A 14,707-nucleotide genomic window follows, 5' to 3' on the forward strand; every position below is an offset into this window, starting at 1 on the left:
AATCACTGTAACTGAAGGAATCTCTAATGCATCATTTTCCGCGTTCTGGCGCTATTACCAGTCATTCTTTACCTGCCTCTTTACGTAATCCCTTGGCTGTCGGCATTGCGCTGGTATTTGCTGGTAGCCTGATCACCGCCGTGCCTGCGATTGCACAGGCCGAAACCAAAACCTTGCCGAAAGTGGTTGTTGTGGGCACGGAAGAAGGTGATGCCGAGCGCCAGCCCGGAGCGGTGGCGATAGTGACCGAAGAAGAGTTGCAAATTCGCCAGCCGCGTTCCACTGAGGAGGCACTTAGAGCCGTTCCAGGTGTGGCGATCAAGCCTGAGGAAGAGAGTGCGATTGTGGCCAATATCGGCATTCGCGGCTTGAGTTCAGCGGATTACAAAACCTTGATCCTCGAAGACGGTGTGCCCATCGCGCCGGGCTTATTTGTGGGTAATGGTCGTTACTATAACCCTCGTATCCAGCGCATGGAGAGCATCGAAGTGCTCAAGGGTGCGGCTTCCCTGCGCTATGGCCCCAGCACGATTGGCGGCGTTATCAACTACATCACCAAACAACCGGAAGATGGCGTACAAGTCGAGGCGCGCGCCGGTTCGTTTAATAGCCGTGAAGCGACCTTGGAAGTAGGTGGCTCAACCCCATCGCAAGAAGCGCAATTCGGTGCCTTCATCACTCATGCAAGCAGCGATGGGTTTATGGACAAAGGTTATGACATGACCGATGTGATGATCAAAACCGGTTTGGCGTTGGGTGATAACCAATGGCTGAGTGTGAAGTTTAGCGATTACGACAGCGAGGCCAATATTTCGTATCGCGGCCTTTTCCTGCAGGAATTCAAAGACGGTGCAGACTATAACCCTGCGCCGGATGATTATTTCATCAGTGGCCGTCGCGCGCTGGACATCAACCACGAGTGGGACATCAATGCGACTGCCAAACTCAGCACCCTGGTCTTCGGCAGTGAAACCTATCGCGATTACTGGCGTTACAACACCAACAATGCGGCTTCTGCCGCCGCAGGTCAGTGGGTCTATTTGGATACTCTGAACGGCAATAATCGCAGTTTTGATCGCTTTGGTGTGGATAGCCGCCTGAAGCTGCAACATCAATTGTTCGGCATTGCTAACGAAGCAGAAATTGGCGTGCGCGTGATGAGTGAATCCATGGATGATGTGACTATCGCAGCTACCCGTGCGACACCGCGCACCGGAACCATCAGTAAAGATGCGGTAGAGTCTGCGGACAGCCTTGCGCTCTACTTGCAAAACCGCTTTGTGGTGACGGACCGCTTGGCTGTGACAGCCGGTTTACGTACCGAAAGCTACGAGCAATCCAGCAAAAACAAACGCGCTGCCACTAACAACGAGGCCGACAGTTCAAATACCGAGGTGTTGCCGGGCATTGGTGCTACCTACCAAATCAACACGGGTTTGCAAGCGTTTGCCAGCGTGTACAAAGCCTTCTCGCCTGCATTGAATGGCGATGCACTGAATGGATTGCAGGACCAAAAGTTGGATGCAGAGCGCTCTATTAATATCGAGACCGGTGTGCGTGGTGCTGCGGATAAGCTGAGCTATGAGTTGACCTTCTTCCGCATGGATTTCGATAACCAGATTATCCCTGCCAACTCCAACAGCCAATTCCAGCGCACCAATGGTGGTGAAACCTTGCATCAAGGTTTGGAAGCAGCATTGGCGTGGGAGTTGGGTGGCGGTTTTACCGTGAAATCCAGCGCGACTTATATTCCGGATGCGGAGTTTGTTGGCGCGCGTCGCGATGCCAATGGCAACATCACCACGCCGGATGGCAATCGCGTGACTTATGTGCCTGAATGGGTAACCAACTTGAGCCTTGAGTACAAAACCGGAAAGCTGCGCACAGCGCTGGCGTTGCATCACACCGGCGAGCAATACACGGATGTGCTCAACACCAAGCCGATTACTGAGAGTACATCCGGCTTCTTTACCGGCCAGATTGACAGCTACACGCTGTTGGATCTGAATGCGATTTATGAACTCACCAAAGATCTAAGCTTCAGTGCCAGCGCCAAGAACCTGACCGACGAACGCTATATCGCCAGCTTGCGCCAGGGTATCTACGTGGGTACCGAGCGCAGCCTGGATGTGGGCGTGAAGTTCAAGTTCTAAGGTTCGCTGTCAGGCGTTTGCAAGCTAACAATCCCGCCCATGTGCGGGATTGTTTTTTTTAAGGCGATTTTTTTAAGTGCGAGTGTTTTTAGGTGCGATTGTTTTTAGTGAGTGGCTGAGTTGTAGCGAGCTAATGATTAGCGTGATTTAAGCGCGATGATCAGGCCGGACGCCGCTACGACTGCCATGCCTAACAGGCTCATGCCGTCGGGAACAGTGCCAAAAACCAACCACCCCAATAAACCTGCCCAGATCAACTGCAAGTAAGTGGTCGGTGCCAGCATAGAGGCTGGAGCATGGCGGTAGGCAAGCGTGAACAAGTAGTGCCCAAGCCCGCCGCTGATCCCCATACTCAGCAGCAATATGACTTCAAGCTTGCTGGGTGCATCGTTTTCCCAGAACCAAGGCAAAGCAATGCCAAAGGCAATCGACCCCACCAGAGCGGTATAAAACAGCAATGTAATCGCTTTTTCGGTGCTGGCTAACAAGCGCGACAAAAGTTGATAAGTCGCATTTGCGGCAGCGGCTCCCAGCGCAAATAAAATGCCGATCGTATCCAGCCCGCCACCGGGGCGCGCGATCAGCAATACCCCCATAAAACCGGTGATGATCGCCGCCCAACCCCAGCCGCCAATTTTTTCATTCAGCATGGAACCGGCAAGCAAAGCCACTAGCGTCGGCGCAAGAAAATTAATGGCCGTGGTTTCGGCGAGTGGCATCCGGCTCAGCGCCATTCCCATGCAGAGTGATGCAATCGTGAGTACCAGCCCGCGTGCAATCACAAGCCCGGTGCGTTGTGTATGGATCAGCTGTGTGGAATGGCGCGGCGCGAGAATGATGAGCATCAGCACAAAATGAACGATATAACGCATCGCCACTACAAAAGGCACGTTGTAGTGGGTGGTCAGGTATTTGGTGGTGCTGTCCATACAGGCGAACAAAAACAGACCGGCGGCGGCGAGCAGGAATCCTTTGAGGGCATTGTGCTGCAGAGGGGTGATGGTATGCGGGGTGCTCAGAGGTGATGCTGGTTGCCCTGAAGGGGAGTCGCTCATTGCCATTGATCCGATAGGTAAAGCCTAAAATAAGTCATATTAATGGTAGCAGGAATGTGCGAGCTCGGCACGAATAAGTCTGACAAATGGGGTGGCACCAATAAAAAAGGCATCCAGTGGATGCCTTCAGGGTGAATAACAGAAGTTACTTAGAAGCGGATCGTACCTTGTACTGCAATGCTTCTTGGGCGCTCGTAGAAGGCGTAATAACCCGTACCGCTGGAAACGGTGGTCGCTACCGGTAGCCCGTTTGCGTAAGTCACAATGGATTCATCGCTCAGGTTTTTACCGATCAGGGCCAGTTCCCATTTGTCGTCCTGATCGCTCAATGCGATGCGCGCATTGAGTTTGGTGTAGGACGGTTGTTCAAATTTGGGATCCAGCGATGGTGTGGTCAGGTACTCTGCGCTGTAAATAACATCCAGCGTGTTCACCAGTTTTAAGCCGTTGCTGAAGTTGATGGTGTAATCGATGCCAGCATTACCTTGCAGTTCCGGCGTGAACTCGCGGCGTTTGCCGGTGGCATCGCACACGGTTGGATTGTCTTTATTGCGCTCATCATCCGGCTGGCCGAAGTAGCACTGTGAATTTTTGAAATCGGTGTATTCAAAGTCGATATAAGCAGCGCCGCCGCGAACCAGAATGTTATCGGTCAATGCCCAGCGGCCATCGACTTCCACGCCTTGCACCACTGCCTCACCGGCGTTGGTGACATTAAAGCTCAGGCTGCCATCGAACTGGCTGGTTTGCATATCGGTAAATTCCGAGCGGAAGAGGGCGACATTCAGTTCGGCTGATCCCCCGGCCAATACGAACTTTCCGCCTAATTCGTAGTTTTTGACTTTTTCTTCTTCAAACTCCCAAGTGCCCTCAATATTGGTCACGACACCTGTTGGAAAAAATGCATTGGGCGTTATGGTTTGGCCATTATAAATACCGCCTTGCTCATTAGAGGCGGAGTTGGCGCGCACATCAAACCCTCCCGACTTGAAACCAGTGGTAAAGCTGGCGTAGAGCATATCGGTATCGTTGATGTCGTATTGGAAGGTGAATTGTGGCGTGAAGCCGGATTCATCTCTATCGCCTTTTATCCCATGCGGGTCAATCTTGAATTGGCTCCACAAAAAGTTATTGGGCTCGGTTACTGCGGTTGATGAGAGTTCAACACCGGCATTGCTGACATGATACTGGCGACGGTTCGCCTCTTTGGTCTCTTCGGTATAGCGCGCACCGACAATCGCGCGGGCAGAATCGGTGAAATTCCAGGTCACTTGGGCAAATATCGCCGCCAAATCCGTGGTTTGGTCGAAATCGCGCTGGGTTGATGCTCCACGCAATACGCTTGCTAAAGAGCCGCCAAGCCGTGCGCCAAGAGCTGTAGGGATGAAGCTGTCGGCGGGTACGCGGACGGTGTCATGGAAGTCCAGATCACTGGACTGGAAGAACAGGCCGCCGAGATAACTGATGGTGCCATCTTCCGGTGATGTTATACGCAGTTCCTGACTGACCTGGCTGTAATCCTCATCAGACAAAATATTAAAGCCGGATGCGCCGGTGAAATCACAATCGCAAAGCTCTTGGTAGGTATAGGCGTTATAACCTGTGACCGAGGTCAGGGTGTGCTCGCCAATTTCCCGCTCAACTGTCAGGGTCGCGTTTTTGGTGTCGTTGTAGCTGTAGTCACCGTTGGACTGACGTTTCCAGTCGTGGGTGGTATCGAGCTGGTATTGGCCATTGGTAAAGAATGACAAGGCATTGGCATAAGAGCCGCCGACGGGTTTAACCACTTCAATATTGCGGCCATCGCTATCAAATGAGCCGTCTTCCATCTTCAGGATAATGTCCCACAGATCGCTTGGTTGCCATTGCAAGGTGGCGCGCACTACACGATTTTTATCGCCCGATTCATCGCGCCCCAGCGTGGTGTTTTCCATGAAGCCATCAATGCTGCTATCCAGCACCGCCAAGCGGATGCCGACGGTGTCACTCAAGGGGCTGGAGAACACGGCACGAATGTCTTTTTCGCCATGCTCAGGCTCATAAAGCGCCGTGATCTTGGCCTCGGTTTCATCGCCGGGTTTGGCGGTGGTGATGCTGATAGCACCAGCAGTGGAGTTCTTGCCGAACAGAATACTTTGTGGTCCACGCAGAACTTCTACGCGTTCAATATCAAGGAAGGGTGCACGCGCCAATTGCGCGCGGCCGTAATGGATACCATCGATAAATTGCGCTGCCGATTGTTCGAACCCCTGGTTTACCCCGGAGCTGATGCCGCGAATCGCGATATTGGTACCTATGCCCGTTTGGGTCATATTGAAGCTGGGAATGTAATCGCCCATGGTTTCAATGTTAGTGATCCCGGCGGATTCAATTTTCTCGCCCCCCAATGCATTTACCGACAAGGGAACATCGCGCAGGCTTTGTTGACGTTTTTGCGCCGTGACCATGACCTCTTCCAGCGCGGGGCTGTCGTCTGTTTGTGCATATGCAGGTACAGCAAACGATAAGGCGATAGCCATTGAGAGAAGGTTAACTCTGTACTCTTTCACGGAAACTCTCCTGAGCTTTTATTGTGGGGGGCGTGAAATCTTGGATGTCCAAGTTGGGGCAATAAATACTTGTTAATTAATAGCGTAAAGTGGCAAAAATACCAGCTCCACGCATTTTTTGCCCCAACTTGGCTATAAGCCTGCCACTTTTGGTGACGTGGTTAGCAAAAGCAGACGATGTATTGCGCTTGCGCTATCAGTCACTGGCGAGTAATGTGCGCGCCGGAGTTGGTCAGACAGTCGCTCCGCGCATACCTTCCCGCCGCTGGCAACAGCGCAGGATAAGGTGCGTCGGGGAGGAAAGTCCGGGCTCCATAGGGCAGAGTGCCAGGTAACACCTGGGAGGCGCGAGCCTACGGAAAGTGCAACAGAGAGCAGACCGCCTAAGTTCAAGGTGCCGGATCACGTTTGTGCGAAGGCAAACCAGAACCGGTAAGGGTGAAAGGGTGCGGTAAGAGCGCACCGCGCAACTGGCAACAGGCTGCGGCATGGTAAACCCCACTCGGAGCAAGACCAAATAGGAATCCATTGGTGCGGCCCGCACTGGATTCGGGTAGGTTGCTTGAGGCTAGTGGTGACACTAGTCCCAGATGAATGACTGTCCACGACAGAACCCGGCTTACAGGCTGACTCCGCTGAATTACAAAAGCCAAACGGTATCCAGTATCGTTTGGCTTCTTATTTTGCGCGACAACTCCATGTGGCGAAATTTTTATCGAAGAGTACGCAGCTAACTATTGTTTCCTGCATTTGACTTGCGTTAGTCTGCGCCAGCTGTTTTAGCGAGGGAGGTTTGTATCTGGCTCACTCGTTGATTCCCTCTAATTGAGATATCCGCTGTTTGTTTTTCTGCTGTATAGATCCAAAGCTTCTATTAATTTCACCTTATTACCGCAAAATAATTTCAAACTTAATGTATTACATTAAGTTTGTGCTCTATTGCTTTGTTTTTGTTATTTAAGTTGTTTTTCATGCTCTTTGTCTCGCGCTTTTTCCCTTCCTGTTTGACGAAATTTCCCGATTTTTCCTGTGATTTTCCGCGTCTTTCGGCAATTGCTCGCTTGACTTTGCACTGCCCCGATTTATAGTGAGCAGCGTGGGAAAAAGTGGGTATTTGTGGATTTTTGTGGAAAATAAACCCAGCAAGTGGTGAAGCGTGTCCAATCTAACCGGTAGTTACTCCATCAGCATGGACCCCAAGGGTCGCATGGCGATACCAGCGCGCATCCGCGAATCGCTGGAGTCGTCTGGTGCTGCGCGTTTGTGGATAACTGCACACATGTATGAACGCTGCTTGTTGGTCTACTCCGAAGAAGAATGGCAGCCTGTTCTCGCCAAAATTCAAGCATTACCCGCCGGAAACGAGCATGTCCGCCGGATTCAGCGCCGCTTTATAGGCCAAGCGGTGAATCTTGAGATGGATGCAAATGGCCGCCTTCTGGTTCCTCCCACCCTGCGTGACTTTGCGCATCTGGATAAAAAACTCATGTTGGTTTGCCTGGGCAACAAAATGGAGCTGTGGAATGAAGACAGCTGGAATGCCTTTATGGATCAACCACTTGAGGGCGATATGCCAGCCGACTTACAAAATCTTTCTTTCTAGGTGCTGGCGTGTCTGATTCACAACATATAACCGTCCTTCTCAATGAGGCGGTCGAGGCGCTGATCACTGATCCCGCCGGATTCTATGTCGATGGCACTTTTGGTCGCGGTGGACACAGTGCTCTGGTGCTCCAGCAGCTGGCTTCTAACGGTCGTTTACTGGGTATCGATAAAGATCTGGCGGCAATCGCTACCGCTAATACCCGATTTGCCAATGACTCACGTTTTGCGATTGCACATGGTTCGTTTGCCGAATTGGCGCAGCTGGTGGCTGAGCGGGGTATGACCGGAAAGGTGTCTGGGGTGCTGCTGGATTTGGGGGTGTCATCGCCACAGTTGGATGAAGCCGAGCGCGGTTTCAGCTTTATGCAGGATGGCCCTCTGGATATGCGTATGGACCAAACCCGCGGCCAAAGTGCGGCAGATTGGATCAACAGCGCGAGCGAAGACGATATTACCTGGGTGTTTAAAGAGTACGGCGAGGAGCGTTTTGCCAAGCGTATGGCGCGCGCGATTATCGCTGAGCGAGAAAAAGCGCCATTTACCCGTACCAAACATCTGGCTGAAGTGATTAAAGAGGCGAACCCGGCATGGGAAAAGGGTAAGCACCCTGCAACCCGTGCATTCCAGGCAATTCGCATTCAGGTGAATAACGAACTGACAGATCTGGATTCTGTGCTGGAGCAAGCGTTGGCGGTGTTGGCACCGGGTGGCCGCCTTGTCGTCATCAGCTTCCACTCTTTGGAAGATCGAGCTGTAAAACGATTTATTCGCCGCCAGGAGCAAGGGGATCCGATACCCAAAGGGCTGCCAGTGCGCGACGACCAATTAAACCGACGCATGCGTTCGATTGGTAAGGCGATTAAGGCAAGCGATGAAGAAGTTAGTGCCAATGTGCGTTCCCGTAGTGCCGTTATGCGAGTAGCAGAAAAATTGTAGATCCCGGTTTTGCGGCTTCATCAGTGCCTGAAAAGCCTGATACCAAATCAACCCGATAAACTTATAAGCTCCAGGGATTCAATGAACAGACGTCACCCTTCACAACAAAAAGCCATCTCACCGGGCATGCTCCTGGTGATTGCGGTTTTATGGGTGGCAACCATCGCGTCTGCGCTGGGCGTTGTGGCGACAACGCAAATTGTACGCCGCGATGTAAACAGTCTTGAAACGCTGCGTCGTGAAGCGTCCCAATTGCAGGTGGAGTGGGGGCAGTATCTGCTGGAACAGAGCACTTGGGCTGCGTATAGCCGTGTTGAGCATGCCGCAGTTTCCGAATTAAACATGATGGCACCTACGCCTGAAGAAATCGTGATGATTTCGGGCAATCGCGTGCTTGATGACCATATTCAGGCGGTTGAGCCTGCGGCGGGTGGGCAATGAAACGCGCCGCTCCATCGAAGCCTTCTTCTGCATTTGAGCCGCGTCAGGCGCGCGCTGTAGCGCAACCATCACGCAAGCCGTTAAAAGTCGCGCAGTGGCGCTTTTATAGTGTTGGCATTTTGTTGGCGATTCTGGTGGCGACGCTGATTTTTCATGTGGCCAGTTTGCAAGTCTTGCCTAACGCCGATAAGGGTTATGAATTTTTACAAGATCAGGGTGAATCGCGCACATTGCGCACGGATGTTATCCCTGCCTATCGCGGTGTAATTACTGATCGTAACGGTGACCCGCTGGCGGTCAGTACACCTGTTTCGACTCTCTGGGCAAATCCAAAAGTGCTGTTGCAAGCACCGCATCGCTGGGCTGAATTAGCTCAAGCGTTAAAGCTCAACAAGGCTGAATTGGAAGCGCGTCTTGCGCGTTATAGCGCTAAAGAATTTATGTATCTCCAACGCCAGATGTCACCTGAAGCGGCGCAGGCAGTATTGGCATTGGATATTCCCGGCGTTTACGAACAAGTTGAATACCACCGTTATTACCCCGCTGCAGAAGTGGCTGCACATTTAGTGGGTATGACCGATGTTGATGATCGCGGCCAGGAAGGCATGGAGTTGGCATATGATGCCTGGCTAACTGGTGAAAACGGTGCGAAAGAAGTATTAAAAGATTTGCGTGGCCGTACCGTAAAAGAATTGCGCTTGGTAAAAGCCGCGCGCCCTGGTCAAAACCTTACGCTCAGTATTGATTTGCGTTTGCAATATCTTGCGCACCGCGAATTAAAAAAAGCCGTTGAAGAAGCGGGCGCGATTGCGGGATCAATTGTGATTCTCGATGTGCTGACTGGCGAGATTCTCGCTATTTCCAATTTGCCTTCGTACAACCCGAATGACCGCAGCCGTGCGCGCGGTGCAGGTTTGCGTAACCGTGCAATTACCGATTTATATGAACCTGGTTCAACAGTTAAGCCTTGGGTCATTCTTGCTGCATTGGAAAGCGGCAAATTCAAACCGGAAGATATTATCGATACCAACCCGGGTTATTTCATGGTGGGTAGCAAGCCCATTAAAGATCATCGCAATTACGGTGCGATGGATTTAGCGATGGCGATTGCAAAATCCTCCAACATTGCGATGACCAAAATTACTTTTGCGTTAGATACAAACACCGTGCGCGATATGTATGAGCGTTTGGGTGTTGGTCAGCCTATCGGTACCGGATTTCCTGGCGAAGCTGCAGGCCGTCTTCCTGTGTTAAAGCCTGCTCAAAAAATTGAGCGCGCTAACTTTTCTTATGGTTATGCACTTAACAGTACCGTGTTACAAACGGTACAAGCGTACGGTGTTATTGCGACTGGCGGTATCAAGCGCCCTGTGTCTTTATTGCGCGTAGATACTCCGCCTGAAGGTCAACGCGTTGTTGAGAAAAAATACACCGACCAAGTAAAAGAAATGCTGAGGCGAGTAGTGTCTGCTGAGGGCACAGGTAGTAAAGCGCAGGCGATTTCTTATTCTGTGGCGGGTAAAACCGGCACTGCATACAAAGCGGTAAATGGCCGCTATTCCAGTCTGCAAATGAGTTCATTTATTGGTATGGCTCCCATCGAAAATCCACGCATCGTGGCAATGGTGGTTATCGATGAACCTAAAGGCGGCGGCATTATGGGTAACGGCGGCATTGTCGCTGCGCCAGCGTTTTCAAAAGTCGCTGAAGATGCCCTGCGTATGTTGCAAGTGCCGCCAGATAATATCCGCAAAAAAAATGAATCGCTGGTAGCAGAACCAGCGAACAAGACCAATCCTAAAAATAGTTTGGCCAAAGACGAGAGGTCAGATACCTGATGACCACTCCATCCACAATGCGCAGTGTTGCGCTATCGCATTTGTTGCCTGATCTGGAATTGGGCGATGCGGCTTCTTTGGTTGTACGAAATCTCTGTTTGGATACGCGACAATTAAAAACGGGCGATGCGTTTATTGCGCTTTCCGGAGTGAAAGTCGATGGACGGAATTTTATTGCAAAAGCGGTTGAGCTGGGTGCTGCGGTAATTTTGGTTGAGGCTGATAAAAATTGGCAGGATTTGGCTTGGCTTGGTGGTGTACCGGTTATTGCTATTGAAAATTTGCCTGCACGAGTCAGTGAAATTGCAGGAAATTTTTTTGGTGAGCCCAGTAAAAAAATGCAGCTGATCGGTATTACCGGTACCAACGGTAAAACAACTTGTACTTTGCTTGCTGCGCAAATGCTGGCGCACTTGCAAAAAAAATCCGCTGTTATTGGCACAATTGGTTATGGATTATTGGATGCATCGGTATTGGCACCTTTATCCCAGCAAATTAATTTGCTCACATCCACGGGCCTGACAACTCCAGATCCTATTACATTGCAACGTTTGTTGGATGAATTGATCCAGCAAGGCGCTGTATCTGCTGCGATTGAAGTTTCCTCCCATAGCTTGCAACAAAAGCGCGTCGCAGGATTAACATTCGCAACAGCAGTCTTTACCAACCTGACGCAAGATCATTTGGATTATCACGGCGATTTAACTACCTATGGCAATGTAAAAGCGCAGCTGTTAGACATGCCAGGTTTGCGCACGGCGATTATTAATCTTGATGATGCGTGGGCTGCCAGTTTGCAATCCAGAGCACCAGCGTCTGTGAATGTATTGAGCTATTCAATCGAAAAAAATGCTGATGTTTGTGCAACCAATATTGAGTTGCATGCGGGTGGTGTGCGCGCACACATTGTCACTCCTTGGGGGGAGGGCGATATTGATGTACCGCTACTCGGAAAATTTAATTTAAGTAATGTGTTGTCGGTTATTGCGGTTGTGGGTGCGCAAGGTTTTAACCTGGCGCAAATGCTGCCATTGATTACGCAGTTAGAGCCTGCACCAGGGCGGATGCAACTAGTCACTGTTGATCAGGCTGCGCAAGAAGTTCAAGTGATTGTGGATTATGCCCACACACCTGATGCGTTGGAAAATACGCTCAACGCAATCCATCAACATAAAGCAGGTCGTGTGTGGACTGTGTTTGGTTGTGGTGGTGATCGCGATAAATCAAAGCGCCCGCAAATGGGAAAAATTGCCGAACGTTTTAGTGATTATGTGATTGTCACCAATGACAATCCCCGTTCAGAAGATCCAGCGGCAATCGCAGCAGAAATTGTACGCGGTATGAATCATCCCAATGGTTGTCTGGTAATTGCTGATCGTGCACAAGCGATTGATTTTGCAATCCAGCAAGCAAAAGCAGGTGACATTGTGCTGATTGCCGGTAAGGGGCATGAGGATTATCAAATATTTGCCACCCAGACTTTGCCATTTAGCGATAGCAAACATGCGCGCATTTCGTTGCAGCGTCGTATCGCCAAACGTGAAAGCCAGCAAGATAATTTGGAAAAAGGGGCTCCCGTATGATCAAGCCTCTTTCATTAAAGTGGGTTGAAGAATTTGTTGCGGCGCAAACACTACTGCGCCCGGTTACCATGCAGCGTTACGGAGATACTGAATTCACTGCTGTGAATTCCGATACACGTAGCTTGGTTGAAGGTGAATTATTCGTAGCTATTCGTGGGGAGCGTTTTGATCCGCACGAATTTATTGAGCAAGCAGTCGATAAAAAACCTTGTGCATTGATTGTCGAACAATATTTCCCAAACATTCATTTGCCTCAATTAGTCGTGAGCGATTCCGTGCTCGCGCTAGGGCAGATTGCTGCGCTGAACCGCAGTTTGTTTACAGGGAAATTAATCGGAATCACCGGTAGCAGTGGTAAGACTACAGTAAAAACCATGGTTGCCAGTATTTTGGCTGAGTGCGGCAATACTCTCGCCACTAAAGGCAATCTCAATAATCATATCGGCGTACCATTCACGTTGTTGCAAATATCGGCAACCGATGAGTTTGCGGTAATTGAAATGGGCGCAAGCGGCCCCGGCGAAATTGAATACCTGTGTTCACTCGCCAAGCCACAAGTCACTATGATCAACAATGTCATGCCTGCACATATCGAAGGCTTCGGTTCTATCGAGGGCGTTGCCAAAACAAAAGGCGAAATATATAGCTCACTTGCTGCAGATGCTGTTGCAGTTGTTAATGTGGATGATGTGTTTTCATCTTCATGGTTGGTGAAACTGCAAGATAAAAAAGTCATATCAGTTAGTTTGCAAAATGAGAACGCAAAGTTTTATGCGCGCCGTATTGAATTAGGCTGTAATGAATCAGATAGTACTGAAATACGCTTTGAATTAGTTGCATTGGGTCAATCAATTGATGTTGTTCTAAACGCGCAAGGCGAACACAGCGTACGCAATGCACTAATGGCTGCTGCTTGTTCTTACGCAGCGGGTGCAAGTTTGCAAAAAATAAAAAGTGGTTTGGCAAATTTTGCTCCAGTGTCTGGTCGTATGAGTAAACATACGGGTATTAATCACGTTCAGATCATTGACGATAGTTACAATGCGAATCCCGGATCTGTCCGCGCTGCAATTGACGTGTTGGCACAGAAAACTTGTGGCGTGTTAGTACTGGGCGATTTGGCTGAGCTAGGCGCTAATGCTGCGCAGCTACATGCGGAATTGGGTGAGTACGCGCAGAGTAAAAACCTTCCTCACATTTTTACACTCGGACATTTGAGCCAAAACGCAACGGCTGCATTTGGTGATGGCGCTTTGCATTTTACTGAAAGAGCTGATTTGGTTGCGCATTTAAAATCGATTGCCAAGGCAGACATGACTTTATTAATTAAAGGTTCGCGCAGCTCCAAAATGGATCTGGTCGTGCGTGAGCTTTGTAACCTGGCAGGAGAATCACACTAATGCTGTACTGGTTGTCAGAATACTTACAAGAATACCTGCGCAGCTTTGCAGTGTTTCAATATTTGACCGTGCGTGCGATTTTTGGCGTATTAACGGCGCTTGGCTTTTCGTTGTTACTCGGCCCCTGGTTTATACGTCGCTTGACAGAATTGCGTATCGGACAAGCAGTGCGTACCGATGGTCCACAATCCCATCTTTCAAAATCAGGCACCCCGACAATGGGTGGCGCACTTATTCTATCGGCCATTTTTTTCAGTACTTTATTGTGGTCAGATCTTTCCAATCGATACGTCTGGGTGTTGTTGATTGTCACTGCCGTTTTTGGTGCTGTGGGTTGGGTAGATGATTATCGCAAGGTGGCGAAACGCGATCCAAAAGGATTGCCCGCACGCTGGAAATATTTTTGGCAATCCGTTGCAGGTTTTGGTGCAGCAATTTTTCTTTATATGACCGCGCAAAATCCTGCTGAAACGCAACTGTTTATTCCATTCTTCAAAAATGTTGCGCTCAATATGGGTTTGTTTTACATCGTGTTCACCTATTTTGTGATTGTCGGGACAAGTAATGCAGTGAACTTAACCGATGGTCTGGATGGTTTGGCCATTATGCCAAGTGTAATGGTCGCAGGCGCACTGGCATTAATTGCATATCTCGCAGGACACTCACAATTCTCGCAATATCTAAATATCGCTTACATTCCCGGTGCTGGTGAGTTAGTTATTTTTTGTTGTGCTCTTGTGGGGGCGGGCCTTGGTTTCTTGTGGTTCAACACGTATCCCGCGCAAGTATTTATGGGCGATGTAGGCGCGCTCGCTTTGGGTGCTGCGCTGGGTTTGATTGCCGTTATCGTTCGCCATGAATTTGTACTGTTCATTATGGGCGGTATTTTTGTGTTGGAAACCGTATCGGTTATTTTGCAAGTTGCCTCATTTAAATTAACTGGTCGCCGTATTTTTCGCATGGCACCCATTCATCATCATTTTGAATTAAAAGGCTGGCCAGAACCGCGTGTGATAGTTCGTTTCTGGATTATCACCTTGGTTCTGGTGTTGATTGGTTTGGCAACTTTGAAGTTGCGTTAATCAATAGATACAACATAGACGAATAAATAGGTAAATGAATTGCGATATTAGCGCGACAAAAAAAG

General features: G+C 49.8%; 10 protein-coding genes and 1 other RNA gene. 9 read left to right on the top strand and 2 right to left on the bottom strand.

The genetic code is table 11. From position 1 onward, the window contains the following. The first annotated feature begins 26 nt into the window (after positions 1 to 26). Positions 27 to 2,153 carry a TonB-dependent receptor family protein gene (locus tag VC28_RS00135; protein ID WP_049628880.1) on the top strand — a complete coding sequence of 709 codons (2,127 nt, stop codon included), beginning with the start codon at positions 27 to 29 and terminating at the stop codon, positions 2,151 to 2,153. A 137-nt stretch (positions 2,154 to 2,290) separates the two neighbouring features. Here VC28_RS00135 and VC28_RS00140 read toward each other — a convergent pair whose 3' ends face one another. Then, positions 2,291 to 3,208 (bottom strand): DMT family transporter, encoded by a 918-nt coding sequence (locus tag VC28_RS00140; protein ID WP_231591603.1) that lies wholly within the window; start codon positions 3,206 to 3,208, stop codon positions 2,291 to 2,293. A 149-nt stretch (positions 3,209 to 3,357) separates the two neighbouring features. Then, complete coding sequence (locus tag VC28_RS00145; RefSeq protein ID WP_049628881.1) at positions 3,358 to 5,757, bottom strand: TonB-dependent receptor; 2,400 nt, start codon at positions 5,755 to 5,757, stop codon at positions 3,358 to 3,360. Between the two features lie 224 nt (positions 5,758 to 5,981). Between VC28_RS00145 and rnpB the strand changes: the two genes are divergently transcribed. The 8 genes from rnpB to mraY all read left to right on the top strand — a co-directional run bounded on the left by rnpB (position 5,982) and on the right by mraY (position 14,642). Continuing rightward, positions 5,982 to 6,395, top strand: an RNA gene (gene rnpB / locus VC28_RS19380) — RNase P RNA component class A. Between the two features lie 518 nt (positions 6,396 to 6,913). Next, the gene (gene mraZ / locus VC28_RS00150) at positions 6,914 to 7,360 is read left to right on the top strand and encodes a division/cell wall cluster transcriptional repressor MraZ (RefSeq protein ID WP_082191337.1); all 447 of its coding nucleotides are present in this window, start codon (positions 6,914 to 6,916) and stop codon (positions 7,358 to 7,360) included. Between the two features lie 8 nt (positions 7,361 to 7,368). After that, complete coding sequence (gene rsmH, locus VC28_RS00155) at positions 7,369 to 8,298, top strand: 16S rRNA (cytosine(1402)-N(4))-methyltransferase RsmH (protein ID WP_049628882.1); 930 nt, start codon at positions 7,369 to 7,371, stop codon at positions 8,296 to 8,298. 81 nt (positions 8,299 to 8,379) lie between these two features. After that, the gene (gene ftsL, locus VC28_RS00160; protein ID WP_049628883.1) at positions 8,380 to 8,739 is read left to right on the top strand and encodes a cell division protein FtsL; all 360 of its coding nucleotides are present in this window, start codon (positions 8,380 to 8,382) and stop codon (positions 8,737 to 8,739) included. After that, on the top strand, positions 8,736 to 10,577 hold the full coding sequence (locus VC28_RS00165) for a peptidoglycan D,D-transpeptidase FtsI family protein (protein WP_049628884.1): 1,842 nt from the start codon (positions 8,736 to 8,738) through the stop codon (positions 10,575 to 10,577). The genes ftsL and VC28_RS00165 overlap by 4 nt, the downstream gene beginning before the upstream one ends. Beyond that, positions 10,577 to 12,160, top strand: coding sequence for a UDP-N-acetylmuramoyl-L-alanyl-D-glutamate--2,6-diaminopimelate ligase (locus tag VC28_RS00170; protein ID WP_049628885.1), 1,584 nt, complete (start codon positions 10,577 to 10,579; stop codon positions 12,158 to 12,160). Before VC28_RS00165 ends, VC28_RS00170 begins: the two co-directional genes overlap by 1 nt. Further along, a complete protein-coding gene (murF, locus tag VC28_RS00175; RefSeq protein WP_049628886.1) occupies positions 12,157 to 13,560 on the top strand; it encodes a UDP-N-acetylmuramoyl-tripeptide--D-alanyl-D-alanine ligase in 1,404 nt (467 codons plus the stop codon). The genes VC28_RS00170 and murF overlap by 4 nt, the downstream gene beginning before the upstream one ends. Further along, positions 13,560 to 14,642: a phospho-N-acetylmuramoyl-pentapeptide-transferase gene (gene mraY, locus VC28_RS00180; RefSeq protein ID WP_049628887.1), complete on the top strand. Its 1,083-nt coding sequence runs from the start codon at positions 13,560 to 13,562 to the stop codon at positions 14,640 to 14,642. The genes murF and mraY overlap by 1 nt, the downstream gene beginning before the upstream one ends. Positions 14,643 to 14,707 lie beyond the last annotated feature (65 nt).

The sequence above is a fragment of the Cellvibrio sp. pealriver genome, assembly GCF_001183545.1.
Classification (GTDB): Bacteria; Pseudomonadota; Gammaproteobacteria; order Pseudomonadales; family Cellvibrionaceae; genus Cellvibrio.